This is a genomic window from Rhodococcus sp. EPR-134 (assembly GCF_001647205.1).
Taxonomy (GTDB): domain Bacteria; phylum Actinomycetota; class Actinomycetes; order Mycobacteriales; family Mycobacteriaceae; genus Rhodococcus_F; species Rhodococcus_F qingshengii.
Genome location: NZ_LVCT01000762.1, coordinates 1 through 15,863, shown reverse-complemented (window position 1 = coordinate 15,863; position 15,863 = coordinate 1). Strand labels below are relative to the sequence as shown.

Sequence of the window (15,863 nt, the reverse complement as noted above, 5' to 3'; positions counted from 1 at the left end):
GCTCTTCACCAAGAGCTACGAGGAGCATTTGGCCAACATCGAACTGGCACAGCAAAGTGGGATTCTCGACAGTGGACGGTAGTACCGCGACTTCGCTCGCGACGCCCCGTAAGGCGGCAGTTCTCGGAAGCCCGATCGCTCACTCGAAGTCCCCGTTGCTGCATCTTGCGGCGTACGCGGCTTTGGGGCTGAGCGATTGGACCTACGAGCGGATCGAATGCACCGGCGAGCAGTTGCCTGCCCTCGTCGACTCACTCGGCCCCGAATGGATCGGCCTCTCGGTGACGATGCCGGGCAAGATCGCAGCACTCGAATATGCCACCGAACGCACACCGCGAGCGGTGACCATCGGCTCGGCCAACACCCTGGTTCGCATCGACGGCGGTTGGCGTGCCGACTGCACGGACGTCGACGGAGTCAGCGGTGCGTTGATCGCCGGCGGTGTCGGCGATCTCAGCGGCACTTCGGCGGTAGTTGTCGGCGCGGGCGGCACCGCGCGGCCGGCATTGGTCGCGTTGGCCGACATGGGAGTTCGGACAGTCACCGTGGTCGCGCGTGATCCGGGGCGCGCATCCGGTGCCATCGAATGCGGCGGTGCTGTCGGGTTGGACATTGATCTGGTCGCCTTCGACGACGCACGGCTAGGCGGGATCTGTGCCGAATCCTCGGTCTTGGTCAGTACCGTTCCCGCGGAAGCGGCAGCGCCCTTTGCCCAGCAATTGGGGAAGGCGCGATTTGTCCTCGACGCGATCTACAACCCCTGGCCGACGCCACTTGCTTCGGTTGTCGAGGCGGCCGGTGGCACGGTGATCGGTGGCCTCGAGATGTTGCTCAATCAGGCCTTCGGGCAGGTAGAGCAGTTCACGGGCAAGCCCGCTCCGCGAGAGGCGATGGCAGCCGCTATCGCTTAGGTCTGTTCACAGTGTCGAGGTAGTCCACAAGACGATTCGTAGTCTGCCGCTGGCGAACGGCAGACGCCAAGCTCGAAACCATGTGGACGTTGATGGTCTTGGCAGGCTCGGGGGTAGTCGCTGGCTTCGGAGCTCGGGCGATCGTCGACAATTGGTTGCGGCGACACGGTTATCGACCAGTCGTGACTTTCTGTTGTGTGCCGCAGTGCGCCGTCGCAACAGGCTGGGTTGTCGTCGGTGCGCTGAATACCTCGGTGGTGCAGTTATTTTCCGGTCTCGCCGTGGTGTGGTGGTGCGTCGCGATCTCGACTGTCGACCTGGCTGTGCGTCGGCTGCCCAACAGTTTCACGCTGCCGGGCTACGCCGTCGTGATGGTCTACGCGACGGTGTCGGGAACGGTGTGGGTGGCGGTGGTGGGGTCGGCACTGCTCGCCGGAATCCACCTCCTGGCGCACGTGATGTCGCCTGGTTCCATGGGCGTCGGCGATGTGAAGCTCTCGCTTCCTCTGGGCGCCGTGACCGGATTGGTGGGAGCGGACGCCTGGCTGTGGTCGTTGGTGTCTGCCTCGGTGCTCACCGCAACGCTGGGCACCGCGCTGGAACTGCGAAGACGAGGGCCGGTAGCCCACAATTCGCCCATTGCGCACGGACCCTCGATGTGCCTGGCAGCCTGCGGTTCGATTGCGTTTGCCTGGCTGACGTGACGAGTGCAACATCCGCGAGAAGTCTGGCGTTATTGACCGTTCAACGACGGACGGTGAACTGCAGGAAAGACGTAACCGTCGGTTTCATAAATGCGGGTATTGCCAGCGCGCGGTCCCAGTATGCGGCGAGTCGGACTTGCCGAATGTCCACACCCTGACGTTCACTGAGGTTTCGGAAATGGGACAAAACGAATCTCGTTTCGCACTCGATTATCGGGGGAACCTATGCGCACAAGGCTTTTCGTCGCTGCGGCAGCCTGTTTGGCGGCTGTGGCTGCAGGAGCGGGCGTCGCCGGCGCCGCGCCTGCACCTTCATCGGTGGCACTGGGCGGGGGCTCAGGAATCCTGCTGCCGGACGTGGATCACTCCGATCCTGACCGAGTTGCAGCATGCACGTTGACCGCGGTCGGCTACGACAACGCCGGTTCTCTCGTGGCACTCACCGCCGGACACTGCGGAGTTGTCGGGGACCGGGTGTTCGCCGAGTACCTGCCCGAGGCCGGACCCATCGGTCGGTTCTCTTACTCGAGTCCGGTCTCGGACATCGCCGTGATCGATCTCGACGACGCCAAGGTAGCTCCGCTGCGTACCGTCGGCGGCACGACGATCAACGGGATCGGCGCCCCGCCGGCCCCGGGCACGATCGTGTGCAAGGAAGGCCGTTCGACCGGCAACACGTGCGGTATCACCTGGGGTTACGACTCCGTCTACGGTGAGATCGTCGCGCACACGTGCTCGATTCCCGGTGATTCCGGTGGACCGCTCGTCGTCGGTGACCGCCTGGTGGGCTTGATCAGCAACGGCTACCCGCCGTACTGCTTCGAGCCGCTTCCGCCGCCGTTCCACGCTCCCGACAACTCGGCGGACATCAACATCGGTTTGGCTGACATCAACGCAAACGGTGGAGGATTCCGCCTGTTCTAGACCCACAGGTACCTCTGAGATGGCCCACACGCCTCGTGCGTGTGGGCCATCTGTGTTCACCGGGAGGACCACTGTGACAACTGAGGTCTGCGACGTGGAAAGATGGTCGGCGTGCTGCGTTGGATAACTGCCGGAGAATCCCATGGTCCCGCCCTCGTCGCGATGCTCGAGGGCATGGTCGCGGGGGTCGAAGTGACCTCTGAGGCCATCTCGTCGGAACTTGCCCGTCGTCGACTCGGTTACGGCCGTGGCGCACGGATGAAGTTCGAGGCCGACAAGGTCACCATCATCGGCGGTGTCCGCCACGGATTTACGCTCGGTGGCCCCGTGGCCATCGAGATCGGCAACACCGAGTGGCCCAAGTGGGAAACCATCATGTCCGCCGACCCGGTCGACCCGGACCTGCTCGCCGATCAGGCTCGCAATGCCCCGTTGACGCGCCCGCGTCCCGGACACGCCGATTACAGCGGCATGCTCAAGTACGGCTTCAACGATGCGCGTCCCGTCCTCGAGCGCGCCAGCGCTCGCGAGACCGCAGCCCGCGTGGCCGCTGGAACCGTCGCACGGTCCTTCCTGCGTCAGGTATTCGGTGCCGAGGTCGTTTCACACGTTATTTCCATCGGTGCTTCCGAGCCGTACGTCGGACCCGTGCCGGAGGGCAAGGATCTCGACGCGATCGACGCGAGCCCGGTCCGCGCATTCGACAAGGCTGCAGAAGAGTCGATGATCGCCGAAATCGAATCGGCGAAGAAGGACGGCGACACCCTCGGTGGCGTCGTGGAGGTCGTCATCCACGGCCTGCCGGTCGGACTCGGCACTTTCGTCAGCGGCGCCGAGCGTCTCGATTCACGACTTGCTGCTGCTCTCATGGGAATTCAGGCCATCAAGGGTGTCGAGGTCGGCGACGGCTTCGAGACCGCGCGCCGTCGTGGCAGCGAAGCTCACGACGAAATCCGCCCGGGCCCGGACGGCATCGTGCGCTCCACGAACCGCGCAGGCGGTATCGAAGGTGGCATGACCAATGGTGAGGCTCTTCGAGTTCGCGCCGCGATGAAGCCGATCTCGACGGTTCCGCGCGCTCTGGCGACGGTCGACATGGAGAGCGGCGAGGAAGCGGTTGCCATCCACCAGCGCAGCGACGTGTGCGCGGTTCCGGCCGCCGGCGTCGTCGCCGAGTCGATGGTCGCGCTCGTGGTGGCTCAGGCCGCACTCGAAAAGTTCGGTGGTGATTCCATTGCTGAAACCACTGCCAACTACCGTCGTTACGCCGAGGGCATCGCAGCCCGACCGCCTCGATAGGACTCACGTATCGATGAAGCCGAAGGCTGTACTCATCGGTCCGCCCGGTGCCGGCAAATCGACCATCGGTCGACGTCTCGCGCAGGCACTCGAACTCGAGTTGGTCGATACCGACGCCGAGATCGAACGGACCACGGGTAGGACGATCCCGGAGATCTTCACCCATGACGGAGAGCCTCGGTTTCGTGAAATCGAGGAATCGGTGGTTCGCGAAGCATTGCAGTCCACCGACGGAATCGTCTCGCTCGGCGGTGGCGCGATCCTCTCCGATCGCACGCGCGAACTGCTCCAGGGGCACACGGTCATCTACCTCGAGATCAGTGTCGCCGAAGGGCTTCGCCGCACGGGGGCGAACAATCATCGCCCGCTGCTGGCCGGCGGAGATCCCAAGGTCAAGTACCAGGAGTTGATGAGGCGTCGTCGTCCGCTGTACCGGCGTTCGGCCACGATTCGGATTCGGACCGACGGCCGAAGTCCGGCGCGTGTCGTCGGGCAACTGGTGTCGAAACTTCAAGACAAATGAACAACCGGAGCGGAGTAGTGGAGCAGTGACCGAACCCGTACGTGTAGAGGTGAAGACCGCAAGTCCTTACCCGGTCGTGATCGGCCGCGGCCTGCTCGGTGATCTCGTTGCCGAGTTCGACGGCGCGCGCACTGTCGCGATCTTCCATCAGCCGCCGCTGGCAGAGACCGCGGAGGCCGTACGGGCTGCGTTGGCGGAGAAGGGAATCGACGCCCACCGTATCGAGATCCCCGATGCCGAGGACGGCAAGGATCTTGCTGTGGCGGGCTTCTGCTGGGACGTGCTCGGCCGGATCGGCCTGACTCGCAGCGACGCGATCATGAGCTTGGGCGGGGGAGCGGCGACCGACCTCACCGGCTTCGTCGCGGCTACGTGGATGCGCGGTGTCAAGGTAGTTCACGTCCCCACCACCTTGCTCGCGATGGTCGACGCAGCAGTGGGCGGCAAGACCGGTATCAACACCGAAGCGGGCAAGAACCTCGTCGGTTCGTTCCACGAGCCGGGAGCGGTGTTCATCGATCTCGCGACGCTCGAGACTGTGCCGCACAACGAGATCGTTGCCGGCATGGCCGAGGTCATCAAGACCGGATTCATCGCCGACCCGGTGATCCTGGATCTCATCGAAGCCGATCCCAAGGCAGCTCTCGATCCGTCGGGAACTGTTCTGCCCGAGTTGATTCGGCGCTCCGTAGAGGTCAAGGCCAAGGTCGTGGCCGCGGATCTGCGCGAGTCGGATCTGCGCGAAATCCTCAACTACGGCCACACCCTCGGCCACGCGATCGAACGTCGTGAGCGCTACAAGTGGCGCCACGGTGCCGCTGTCTCCGTCGGCCTGGTCTTCGCTGCCGAACTCGGACGGCTCGCGGGCCGACTCGACGACGCCACCGCGGATCGTCACAAGTCGATCCTCGATCTCGTCGGGCTGCCGACGTCGTACGACGGTGATGCGTTCGGCGATCTGATGAAGGGAATGCAGACCGACAAGAAGAACCGTGCCGGGCTGCTGCGTTTCGTGGTCCTCGACGGACTGGCCAAGCCGGGTCGCCTCGAGGGGCCGGATCCGAGTCTGCTGGTTGCGGCGTACTCCGCGATTGCCCGCGATGCGCGGCCGGCCGGCGGAACGGTCCTGCTGTGAGGATCAACGTCGTCAACGGACCCAATCTGGGGCGTCTGGGTAAGCGTCAGCCCGAGGTCTACGGCGCGACCACACACGACGATCTGATCGAATTGTGCGTCGCGGCAGGCAAGGAGCTCGGTGTCGAGGTGATCGTCCGTCAGAGCGATCACGAAGGCGATCTGCTCGGTTGGATCCACGACGCGGCGGACGCGGGGGAACCGGTGATCCTCAATGCCGGTGGCTTGACGCACACGTCGGTGGTCCTGCGAGATGCATGCGCCGAACTGACCGCAGGTCTCGTCGAGGTACACATCTCGAACGTTCATGCGCGAGAAGAGTTTCGGCACCACTCCTACCTGAGTCCGATTGCGACCGGAGTGATCGTCGGACTCGGCGTCGCCGCGTATCCGCTGGCGATCAGGTTCCTCGCCGAGCGAGGCTGAACGAGGCAAGTCGAAAAAACAGTCACACGAATGCGGCCCCGAGGAGAATATCCTCGGGGCCGCATTCGGTTGTGTGGACGGCGGGCGTTACTGCTCGCGCTTGCCCAGATCGATCGCCGGGAAGACCGCGGTATCGGCGTCGGATTCCTCGACGGACATGGCGGCTCCGCTGTATGCGTGCTGCTCGGTGGGGGAGTCGTAGCCCTCGCTGACGGGCACCGGTTCGTGGTGACGCTCGTGGGACGGGGTCTGCGGAGCTGTTCCGTTCTTGCGCTGTTCACGGCTGACGAAGAAGCGTCCGACAGTGATGGCGATCATGGCGGGGACGAAGATGAGAAGGATCGTGAACGCCGCACCGGAGGTCACCTCGAAGAACAAGCCCTGCTGGGTCAGTTCGAGGGAGGGGACCAGGCTGAGTGCCCAGCTGGCAGCGCCGGAGACGAACCCGCCGACCAATGCGGCCTTGAGCCACAGCATGGTCAGATCGGCGCCGTCCTCGGGTTCGGGGAAGTTCCGGCGGTCACGAATGCCGTCGATACCACCCCAGATCGCGGCGAAGACGATGACGATCAACAGGGACAGCCAGCGCAGGGTGGACCCCTGAAGTGGCCACTGTGCGATCGCTGCACCGAGCAACGCACGAAACACAACATGTATCAGGGCCATGCCGAGGCCACGTACCAACCACGCATTCATGGGTACAGCCTAACTAGAACCCATTACACCTTGTGGCCTAACCCACACTTATTGCTGTAACCGCGAGTTTCGAGTTGATCGGCAGGTCTGCGCGGGCGGTAGGTTCGAGGGATGCCGGTCGACTTCAGAACACGCCGTGAATCCCTCAGACGCCTCCTCTCGGAGCGCGAACTCGACGCGATTCTCGTCACAGATCTCCTCAACATCAGATACCTCACCGGTTTCACCGGTTCCAATGCGGCGCTCGTCGTCAGTGCATCGGATTCAGCGTCCGACGAGCGTGAGACGGTGATCTGCACCGACGGCCGCTACGTGACGCAGGTGTCAGAGCAGGTGCCGGACCTTCGGGCCGAAATCGCCCGTTCGAGTGCTGCGCACTTGATCGAGAAGTCCACGGCGCCCGTTCTCGCGTTCGAGTCACATGTGGCGACGTTCGCCGAACATCGGGCTTGGACCGAAGCAGCGCCGAAGATCCGGTTCGAACCGGTGAGCGGACTCGTCGAACAATTGCGCATGGTCAAGGACGAGTACGAGGTGGAGTTGTTGCGAGCCGCGTGCACCGCAGCCGATGTCGCGTTGGCGCAGTTGATCGCTCGCGGCGGTCTGCGACCTGGCCGAACGGAACGAGAGGTCGGCCGCGAGCTGGAAAATCTGATGCTCGACAACGGGGCGGACGGTATTTCCTTCGAGACGATCGTGGCGGCCGGCGCCAACTCGGCGATTCCGCATCACCGACCGACCGACGCGATCCTGGCGTCGGGTGACTTCGTCAAACTCGACTTCGGAGCCCAGGTCGGTGGGTACCACTCGGACATGACACGGACCTACGTGCTCGAGTCCGTTTCCGATTGGCAACGGGAGATCTACGAGCTCGTCGCGCGTTCGCAAGCTGCCGGTTGCGACGCGCTCGCGCCGGGTGTCGAATGTGCGGCAGTCGACGCCGTCGCCCGTGCGGTGATCGACGATGCAGGCTACGGCGAGTTGTTCCTGCACGGCCTCGGCCACGGTGTGGGGCTCGAAATCCACGAAGCACCGGGGATCGGCAAGCTCGGCACCGGTACACTTCTTTCCGGCGCGGCGGTGACCGTCGAGCCGGGCGTGTACTTCTCCGGGCGCGGAGGTGTACGGATCGAGGACACGCTCGTTGTTCGTGAGCAGGGGCCAGAGCTGCTCACACTGACCGCAAAAGACCTTACCGTCGTCTGAGACGGTTTCCCGACCCCTAGGAGACGCGAAGCAAGTGGCTTCCACCAGTGATTTCAAGAATGGTCTGGTTCTGCAGATCGAAGGCCAGCTGTGGACGATCATCGAGTTCCAGCACGTCAAGCCCGGCAAGGGCCCTGCCTTCGTGCGCACCAAGCTCAAGAACGTGCTCTCGGGCAAGGTAGTGGACAAGACGTTCAACGCCGGTGTGAAGGTCGAGACCGCCACGGTCGACCGTCGTGACATGACGTACCTGTACCACGACGGCAGCGACTACATCTTCATGGACGGCGACACCTACGACCAGGTGTCGATCAGCGAATCCACCGTCGGCGACCAGTCGCGTTTCCTGCTCGAGAACATGGCAGTCCAGGTCGCGACCCACGAAGACGTTCCCCTCTTCGTCGAGCTTCCGGTCACCGTCGAGCTCGTCGTCAAGCACACCGATCCGGGCCTGCAGGGCGACCGCTCCACCGGCGGCACCAAGCCTGCGACCCTCGAGACCGGTGCCGAGATCAACGTCCCGCTCTTCATCAACACCGGTGACAAGCTCAAGGTCGATTCTCGTGACGGCAACTACCTCGGGCGTGTGAATTCCTGAGTGTCCGGCACACATAAGAAACTCGGTGCACGCCACAAGGCGCGCAAGCGTGCCGTCGACTTCCTCTTCGAAGCCGAGGCACGTGACCTCGATCCGGTCGCACTGGCGTCGGAGCGTTCCGATCTGTCCGTCAAGGACGACGCGGTAGCACCCGTCGCGGCCTACACCGTCACGTTGGTGTCCGGCGTTGCGGAGAATCTGGACCGGATCGATCAGGTCATCTCCTCGCATCTGCAGGACTGGACGCTCGAGCGTCTGCCCGCCGTCGACCGTGCGATTCTGCGGATCGCCGTGTGGGAGCTCTTCCACGCGACGGACGTTCCGCCGGTTGTCGCCGTGGACGAGGCCGTCGAACTCGCGAAGCAGCTCTCGACGGACGACTCTCCGGGATTCGTCAACGGAATCCTCGGCCAGGTCGTTCTCGTTGCGCCGCAGGTTCGATCGGCTGCGGCCGCGACCTCCCAGCGCGCGCAGGAATCGGATTCGGGTACCGAGTAGCAAGTTTTGTTCCACCACCGCCGTGCGAGTGTCACCGAGCGCGTTGTGTGTCTGCACACAACCGGTCGGAGTCGCTGCTCGCACGGCGGGATCAGGTCTGTCGGCTGATAGGGTGGGGACCGTCAGACATCCTTTAACGATCCGTCCAGTGAGGCGGAGAAGGAGGTCGCTGCATGAGCGTGCCCGAAGGGTCTCGCCCATCCGATCTTGCAGGTCCAGGTAACTCGAAGGCGCCGGTCGGTGCCGAGGCAGGCAGCGAAACCCGCGAATTGTTGTCCGCCCAGGATGTGGGCAGGACCATCGCGCGGATCGCTCACGAGATCATCGAGAAGACCGCACTCGACGGACCCGAGGGAACTGCCCCTCGTGTGGTCCTGATCGGTATCCCGACGCGTGGAACCACCCTAGCCACGCGACTGCGCGCCAAGGTCGAAGAATTCTCCGGTGTGCGTCTTCCCATCGGATCTCTCGACATCACCCTCTACCGCGACGATCTCCGGAACAAGCCGCACCGCCCGCTCGAGCGCACGTCCGTCCCCGAGGGTGGCGTCGACAATGCGCTGGTCGTTCTCGTGGACGACGTCCTCTTCTCCGGTCGCACCGTGCGCTCGGCACTTGACGCGTTGCGCGATCTGGGCCGCCCCCGCGCGGTCCAACTCGCAGTGCTCGTGGATCGTGGTCACCGCGAACTCCCGCTGCGCGCCGACTACGTCGGCAAGAACGTCCCGACCGCGAGGTCCGAGGACGTCAAGGTTCTCCTCCAGGAGCACGACGGCAGGGAAGCGGTAGTCATCTCCGGGGGTAAGAACGCGTGAAGCACCTACTTTCCATCGCGGACCTCGATCGTGAGTCCGCGGTAGAACTTCTCGACGAGGCAGAACGGTTCGAGCAGGCACTTCTGGGACGAGAGGTACGCAAGCTCCCGACGCTGCGCGGACGCACGGTCATGACGGTGTTCTTCGAGAACTCGACGCGCACCCGGGTGTCTTTCGAGGTGGCAGGCAAATGGATGAGTGCCGACGTCATCAATGTCAGCGCATCCAGTTCCTCGGTGTCCAAAGGTGAATCCCTGCGCGATACCGCGATGACCCTGCGCGCGGCCGGTGCCGACGCACTCATCGTGCGCCACCCGGCTTCGGGCGCCGCCCACCAGATCGCAAAGTGGACCGGAGCGGCCGACGACGGTGGCCCGGCAGTCATCAACGCAGGTGACGGCACGCACGAGCACCCCACTCAGGCGCTTCTCGACGCTTTGACCCTTCGCCAGCGTCTCGGCGACATCGAGGGCAAGCGGATCGCCATCGTCGGCGACATCCTGCACAGCCGTGTCGCCCGCTCCAACGCACTGCTGCTCTCGATGCTCGGTGCCGAGGTTGTTCTTGTTGCGCCGCCGACACTGCTGCCGGTCGGTGCGCACACGTGGCCGGTCACGGTTTCGCATTCGCTCGACGCGGAACTGCCCGGACTCGACGCGGTGCTGATGCTGCGGGTTCAGGCCGAACGCATGAACGGTGGCTTCTTCCCGTCGCAGCGCGAGTACTCGATCAACTACGGCCTGTCCGAGAAGCGGCTGGCGATGCTGGCCGATCACGCGGTGGTCCTGCACCCCGGCCCGATGCTGCGCGGCATGGAGATTGCATCCGCCGTTGCCGATTCCTCCAAAACTGCTGTACTGCAACAGGTTACCAACGGCGTACACATGCGCATGGCTGTCTTGTTCCGACTGCTGGTCGGGTCGGAGGACGGTGCGCTGTGACCAGAAACGAGAACGGAGAATCACCCGTGAGTGTCCTGCTCCGCGGAGTCCTGATCTACGGAGAAGGTGAGCCCACCGACGTACTCGTCGGCGACGGCACGATCCTCGAGATCGGCGTGGACCTCGATCCGGCCACGGCATCCGAGGTGATCGATGCCGGCGGGCAGATCCTGCTTCCCGGCTTCGTGGACCTGCACACACATCTGCGTGAGCCCGGCCGCGAAGACACCGAGACCATCGAAACCGGAAGCTCGGCAGCGGCTCTGGGTGGATACACCGCGGTCTTCGCGATGGCCAACACGAGTCCCGTCGCCGATTCGGTGGTCATCACCGATCACGTCTGGCGACGCGGGCAGGAAGTCGGCCTCGTCGACGTCCACCCCGTCGGCGCAGTCACAGCGGGCCTGGAAGGCAAGCAACTCGCCGAGATGGCGACCATGGCCGCAGGCGTCGGCAAGGTCAAGATGTTCTCCGACGACGGCCACTGCGTCTACGACCCACTGATCATGCGTCGCGCGCTCGAATACTCCAGCTCACTGGGCGTCCTGATCGCCCAGCACGCGGAAGAGCCGCGTTTGACCGTCGGTGCGGTCGCCCACGAGGGCCCCACGGCCGCGCGTCTCGGCCTGGCCGGGTGGCCGCGAGCAGCCGAAGAATCGATCGTGGCCCGCGACGCACTGCTCGCGCGTGACGCCGGCGCCCGCGTTCACATCTGCCACGCCTCCACCGCCGGAACCGTCGAACTCGTGAAGTGGGCTCGCAGCCAAGGGATTTCGATCACCGCCGAGGTCACCCCGCATCACCTGCTCCTCGACGATTCACGGCTCGAGACGTACGACGCGATCAACAAGGTCAACCCGCCCTTGCGTGAGGCCAGTGACGTTGCCGCGCTGCGCAAGGGTCTGGCCGAGGGAATCATCGACTGCGTCGCGACCGACCATGCTCCGCACGCCGAGCAGGACAAGTGCTGCGAGTTCGCAGCCGCTCGCCCTGGAATGCTCGGCCTCGAGACCGCACTCTCGATCATCGTGCAGACGATGGTCCAGCCCGGCCTGTTGGACTGGCGCGGTGTTGCCCGGGTCATGAGCGAGCGCCCCGCGGCAATCGTCGGCCTCGACGATCAGGGCCGTCCCATCGAGGTGGGGGAGCCCGCGAACCTGACATTGGTCGATCCGTCGGCCGAGTGGACGGTCCACGGTCCCGACCTGGCGAGTGTCGCGCATAACACTCCGTACGAGTCGATGACATTGCCCGCTCGGGTCACGACCACACTGTTACGTGGCCGCATCACCGCACACGACGGGAATGTGCGGCTGCGGAGTAGCGAGGAGTAGCGCGTCATGGACAGAGCACTGTGGATCATCGGTCTGGCGATCTTCTGGGTCGCGATGATCGGCCTGATGTACGTCGGCTGGCGTGGACGCGCTCGACGCCAGAAAGACAAGATCGGCGAACTGCCGACGGTACCGGCAACCCTGGGTGAACTGCTCGTCCTGCCGACCACCGGCCTGTACGTCGGCAGCACCATCGCACCCAGTTGGCAGGACCGTATCGCCGTCGGCGACCTCGGTTTCCGCGCCACCTGCGAGATCAGCCGCTACAGCGGCGGAATTCTGGTCGAGCGTGACGGCGCGTCGGCGATCTGGATTCCGGAGAAGTCGATCCGCGCGATCCGCACGGAGAACGGTCTTGCCGGCAAGGTCATGAGCAAGGACGGCGTCCTGGTGATTCGCTGGGAATTGCCGAGCGGAACCGAGATCGACACGGGCGTGCGCGGTGACGACAAGACGGTTTATCCGGACTGGGTCAAGCCGGTGACTGCTTCGAACAAGACCGCTTCGAACAAGACGAATGACAACGAAGACGCAAGCTCTGGCGACATCGAGCAGAACGGAAAGAACGCATGAGCGGCTTTGACAACAGCCCCGCAGTACTGGTCCTCGAAGACGGACGGGTGTTCCGCGGAACCACCTTCGGTGCGGTTGGACAGACCCTGGGCGAAGCGGTGTTCAGCACCGGAATGACCGGCTACCAGGAAACGCTCACCGATCCCAGCTACCACCGCCAGATCGTCGTCTCCACCGCACCGCAGATCGGCAACACCGGCTGGAACGACGAAGACGACGAGTCGGTCGGACCGACCGGCGAGCGTGCCGGCGCCAAGATCTGGGTTGCCGGGTACGTCGTTCGTGACCCCTCGCGCGTCACCTCGAGCTGGCGTGCAACTGGTTCGCTGCAGGCCAAGCTCGAAGAACAGGGCATCGTCGGAATCGCCGGGATCGACACCCGCGCCCTGGTTCGCCACCTGCGTACTCGCGGTTCGATGAAGGCCGGAATTTTTTCCGGTGAAGCCATCGCCGCCGATGACGAACTGGTCCGACGGGTTCAGGATCAGCCGACCATGCTCGGCGCCGATCTTGCCGGTGAGGTCAGCACCACCAGCGGCTACGTCGTCGAGCCGAAGGGCGGGGAGGCGCTGTACACGGTTGCCGCCATCGACCTCGGTATCAAGACCAACACCCCGCGCATGTTCGCCGAGCGCGGTATTCGCGTCCACGTGTTGCCGTCCAACGCGAGTCTCGAACAGATCCTCGACCTGAAGGCCGACGGAGTGTTCCTCTCCAACGGTCCCGGTGACCCAGCCACCGCCGACGGCGCAGTCCACCTCACGAAAGAGGTCATCGGACAGGGCTTGCCGCTGTTCGGTATCTGCTTCGGCAACCAGATCCTGGGCCGCGCCCTGGGCCTGAGCACCTACAAGATGAAGTTCGGCCACCGCGGAATCAACATCCCGGTGATCGAGCATCAGACCGGTCGCATCGCGATCACCGCTCAGAACCACGGCTTCGCGCTCGAAGGCGAAGCCGGTCAGGAATTCGACACCCCGTTCGGCCGCGCGGTGGTCAGCCACACCTGCGCCAACGACGGAGCCGTCGAAGGTGTTCGCCTGCTGGACGATTCGGCCTTCTCGGTGCAGTACCACCCCGAGGCGGCAGCCGGCCCGCACGACGCCGCGTACCTCTTCGACCGCTTCACCAGCCTGCTCTCCGCACGGAAAGAAACCGGAGTCAAGAACTAATGCCACGCCGTACAGATCTCAAGCACATCCTGGTAATCGGCTCCGGTCCGATCGTCATCGGTCAGGCCTGCGAGTTCGACTACTCGGGCACCCAGGCCTGCCGCGTCCTCCAGGAGGAGGGCCTGCGCGTCAGCCTGGTCAACTCCAACCCGGCCACCATCATGACGGACCCCGAGTTCGCCGACGCCACGTACGTCGAGCCGATCACGGCCGAGTTCCTCGAGAAGGTCATCGCCAAGGAAGCCTTGCAGGGCAACAAGATCGACGCCGTCCTCGCGACGCTCGGCGGTCAGACTGCGCTCAACGCCGCAGTGGCGCTGCACGAGCAGGGCATCCTCGAGAAGTACGACGTCGAACTGATCGGCGCCGACTTCGACGCCATCCAGCGCGGCGAGGATCGCCAGAAGTTCAAGGACATCGTCGCCAAGGTCGGTGGCGAATCCGCGAAGTCCGCAGTTTGCTACACGATGGACGAAGTACACGCCACGGTCGCCGAACTCGGCTACCCGGTTGTCGTGCGTCCGTCCTTCACCATGGGCGGCCTCGGTTCCGGCATGGCGTACGACGTCGACGATCTCAACCGCATCGCCGGTGGCGGTCTGGCCGCGTCGCCGACGGCGAACGTCCTGATCGAGGAATCCATCCTCGGCTGGAAGGAATACGAACTCGAGCTCATGCGCGACAGTCGCGACAACGTCGTGATCGTCTGCTCCATCGAGAACGTCGACCCGGTCGGTGTCCACACCGGAGACTCGGTCACCGTCGCCCCGGCGATGACGCTGACCGACCGCGAGTACCAGGCGATGCGCGACCTTTCCATCGACATTCTGCGTGAGGTGGGCGTCGACACCGGCGGCTGCAACATCCAGTTCGCGATGGACCCGAAGGACGGCCGCCTGGTCGTCATCGAGATGAACCCGCGTGTCTCCCGCTCGTCGGCTCTGGCGTCGAAGGCGACCGGTTACCCGATCGCGAAGATGGCGGCCAAGCTTGCCATCGGCTACACGCTCGACGAGATCGTCAACGACATCACCAAGGAAACCCCGGCTTGCTTCGAGCCGACGCTCGACTACGTCGTCGTCAAGGCTCCGCGGTTCGCTTTCGAGAAGTTCCCCGGTGCCGACGGAACTCTGACCACCACGATGAAGTCGGTGGGCGAGGCCATGAGCATCGGCCGCAACTTCACCGAGGCTTTCGGCAAGGTCATGCGTTCGCTCGAGACCAAGCGTGCGGGTTACTGGACCGGCGCCGACATCGAGACGGAGAGCCTGGATGCACTGCTCGCCGATCTGAGCGTTCCGCAGGACGGCCGCATGTACGGCATCGAGAAGGCATTCGCGCTCGGCGCAACTGTCGAGCAGCTCTTCGACGCCACCAAGATCGATCCGTGGTTCCTCGACCAGTTCCAGCAGATTCACGAGCTCGGTGAAAAGCTGCGCGCTGCAGAGTCTTTCGACGAGGCTTCCCTGCGTCAGGCCAAGTACCACGGCATCTCGGACCGCCAGATCGCGGCTCTGCGCCCCGAACTCGGTGGTGACACGCACGCAGGTGAGGACGCCGTTCGCGCTCTGCGTGATCAGCTGGGCGTGCGCCCTGTCTACAAGACCGTCGACACCTGCGCCGCAGAGTTCGAGGCCAAGACGCCGTACCACTACTCGACCTACGAGCTCGATCCCGAGGCCGAGTCCGAAGTTGCTCCGCAGACCGAGCGACCCAAGGTTCTGATCCTCGGATCCGGCCCCAACCGCATCGGTCAGGGCATCGAGTTCGACTACTCGTGTGTCCACGCGGCGCAGACGCTGTCCGAGGCCGGGTACGAGACCGTCATGGTCAACTGCAACCCCGAGACCGTCTCCACGGACTACGACACCGCTGATCGCCTGTACTTCGAGCCGCTGACGTTCGAGGACGTCTTCGAGGTCTACCGCGCGGAGGCGCAGTCGGGCACCGTTGCCGGCGTCATCGTCCAGCTCGGCGGCCAGACCCCGCTCGGACTGGCGAAGCGTCTCGAAGCTGCCGGCGTCCCCATCGTGGGAACCAGCCCCGCAGCCATCGACCTGGCGGAGGACCGCGGCGAATTCGGTCGCGTGCTCACCGAAGCCGGTCTGC

At 64.4% G+C, this 15,863-nt stretch carries 17 protein-coding genes; 16 read left to right on the top strand and 1 reads right to left on the bottom strand.

Annotated features, from left to right (window positions below):
* The first annotated feature begins 71 nt into the window (after positions 1–71).
* The 7 genes from A2J01_RS32780 (at position 72) to aroQ (ending at position 5,921) form a co-directional block, all read left to right on the top strand.
* Positions 72–911: a shikimate dehydrogenase gene (locus A2J01_RS32780; protein WP_047270380.1), complete on the top strand. Its 840-nt coding sequence runs from the start codon at positions 72–74 to the stop codon at positions 909–911.
* Positions 912–1,093: 182 nt separating this feature from the next.
* Positions 1,094–1,615: a prepilin peptidase gene (locus tag A2J01_RS32775; RefSeq protein WP_231916201.1), complete on the top strand. Its 522-nt coding sequence runs from the start codon at positions 1,094–1,096 to the stop codon at positions 1,613–1,615.
* A gap of 225 nt (positions 1,616–1,840) precedes the next feature.
* Positions 1,841–2,539 (top strand): S1 family peptidase, encoded by a 699-nt coding sequence (locus A2J01_RS32770; RefSeq protein ID WP_064114363.1) that lies wholly within the window; start codon positions 1,841–1,843, stop codon positions 2,537–2,539.
* A 111-nt stretch (positions 2,540–2,650) separates the two neighbouring features.
* Complete coding sequence (gene aroC, locus A2J01_RS32765; protein ID WP_003944974.1) at positions 2,651–3,838, top strand: chorismate synthase; 1,188 nt, start codon at positions 2,651–2,653, stop codon at positions 3,836–3,838.
* A 13-nt stretch (positions 3,839–3,851) separates the two neighbouring features.
* Positions 3,852–4,361, top strand: coding sequence for a shikimate kinase (locus A2J01_RS32760; RefSeq protein WP_003944778.1), 510 nt, complete (start codon positions 3,852–3,854; stop codon positions 4,359–4,361).
* 25 nt (positions 4,362–4,386) lie between these two features.
* On the top strand, positions 4,387–5,496 hold the full coding sequence (gene aroB, locus A2J01_RS32755; protein WP_003944873.1) for a 3-dehydroquinate synthase: 1,110 nt from the start codon (positions 4,387–4,389) through the stop codon (positions 5,494–5,496).
* Complete coding sequence (aroQ, locus tag A2J01_RS32750) at positions 5,493–5,921, top strand: type II 3-dehydroquinate dehydratase (RefSeq protein ID WP_003944916.1); 429 nt, start codon at positions 5,493–5,495, stop codon at positions 5,919–5,921. Before aroB ends, aroQ begins: the two co-directional genes overlap by 4 nt.
* 87 nt (positions 5,922–6,008) lie before the next feature.
* Here aroQ and A2J01_RS32745 read toward each other — a convergent pair whose 3' ends face one another.
* Positions 6,009–6,617 carry a B-4DMT family transporter gene (locus A2J01_RS32745; protein WP_042919837.1) on the bottom strand — a complete coding sequence of 203 codons (609 nt, stop codon included), beginning with the start codon at positions 6,615–6,617 and terminating at the stop codon, positions 6,009–6,011.
* A gap of 111 nt (positions 6,618–6,728) precedes the next feature.
* Here A2J01_RS32745 and A2J01_RS32740 point away from each other — a divergent pair, with 111 nt between their 5' ends.
* The 9 genes from A2J01_RS32740 to carB form a co-directional block, all read left to right on the top strand.
* Positions 6,729–7,823 (top strand): M24 family metallopeptidase, encoded by a 1,095-nt coding sequence (locus A2J01_RS32740; RefSeq protein WP_003944812.1) that lies wholly within the window; start codon positions 6,729–6,731, stop codon positions 7,821–7,823.
* Positions 7,824–7,857: 34 nt separating this feature from the next.
* Positions 7,858–8,421, top strand: a complete 564-nt coding sequence (efp, locus tag A2J01_RS32735) for an elongation factor P (RefSeq protein WP_003944958.1) — start codon at positions 7,858–7,860, stop codon at positions 8,419–8,421.
* On the top strand, positions 8,422–8,919 hold the full coding sequence (gene nusB, locus A2J01_RS32730) for a transcription antitermination factor NusB (protein WP_007728014.1): 498 nt from the start codon (positions 8,422–8,424) through the stop codon (positions 8,917–8,919).
* 173 nt (positions 8,920–9,092) lie between these two features.
* On the top strand, positions 9,093–9,734 hold the full coding sequence (pyrR, locus tag A2J01_RS32725) for a bifunctional pyr operon transcriptional regulator/uracil phosphoribosyltransferase PyrR (protein WP_064114362.1): 642 nt from the start codon (positions 9,093–9,095) through the stop codon (positions 9,732–9,734).
* A complete protein-coding gene (locus A2J01_RS32720) occupies positions 9,731–10,675 on the top strand; it encodes an aspartate carbamoyltransferase catalytic subunit (protein WP_003944883.1) in 945 nt (314 codons plus the stop codon). Before pyrR ends, A2J01_RS32720 begins: the two co-directional genes overlap by 4 nt.
* A complete protein-coding gene (locus A2J01_RS32715) occupies positions 10,672–12,009 on the top strand; it encodes a dihydroorotase (RefSeq protein ID WP_007728012.1) in 1,338 nt (445 codons plus the stop codon). Before A2J01_RS32720 ends, A2J01_RS32715 begins: the two co-directional genes overlap by 4 nt.
* Positions 12,010–12,015: 6 nt before the next feature.
* Entirely contained in the window at positions 12,016–12,582 is a 567-nt protein-coding gene (locus A2J01_RS32710; RefSeq protein WP_003944773.1) for a PH-like domain-containing protein, read from the top strand.
* Positions 12,579–13,754 (top strand): glutamine-hydrolyzing carbamoyl-phosphate synthase small subunit, encoded by a 1,176-nt coding sequence (gene carA / locus A2J01_RS32705; RefSeq protein ID WP_007728009.1) that lies wholly within the window; start codon positions 12,579–12,581, stop codon positions 13,752–13,754. Before A2J01_RS32710 ends, carA begins: the two co-directional genes overlap by 4 nt.
* A partial coding sequence (gene carB / locus A2J01_RS32700) for a carbamoyl-phosphate synthase large subunit (RefSeq protein WP_064114361.1) occupies positions 13,754–15,863 on the top strand: 2,110 nt, incomplete at its 3' end. The genes carA and carB, both read left to right, overlap by 1 nt.

What these genes read in the sequence shown, in the direction of transcription:
- A2J01_RS32770 (WP_064114363.1), top strand. Translation starts at nt 1,841, where the DNA reads ATGCGCACAAGGCTTTTCGTCGCTGCGGCAGCCTGTTTGGCGGCTGTG.
- A2J01_RS32760 (WP_003944778.1), top strand. Translation starts at nt 3,852, where the DNA reads ATGAAGCCGAAGGCTGTACTCATCGGTCCGCCCGGTGCCGGCAAATCG.
- A2J01_RS32745 (WP_042919837.1), bottom strand. Translation starts at nt 6,617, where the DNA reads ATGAATGCGTGGTTGGTACGTGGCCTCGGCATGGCCCTGATACATGTT.
- A2J01_RS32740 (WP_003944812.1), top strand. Translation starts at nt 6,729, where the DNA reads ATGCCGGTCGACTTCAGAACACGCCGTGAATCCCTCAGACGCCTCCTC.
- pyrR (WP_064114362.1), top strand. Translation starts at nt 9,093, where the DNA reads ATGAGCGTGCCCGAAGGGTCTCGCCCATCCGATCTTGCAGGTCCAGGT.
- A2J01_RS32710 (WP_003944773.1), top strand. Translation starts at nt 12,016, where the DNA reads ATGGACAGAGCACTGTGGATCATCGGTCTGGCGATCTTCTGGGTCGCG.
- carA (WP_007728009.1), top strand. Translation starts at nt 12,579, where the DNA reads ATGAGCGGCTTTGACAACAGCCCCGCAGTACTGGTCCTCGAAGACGGA.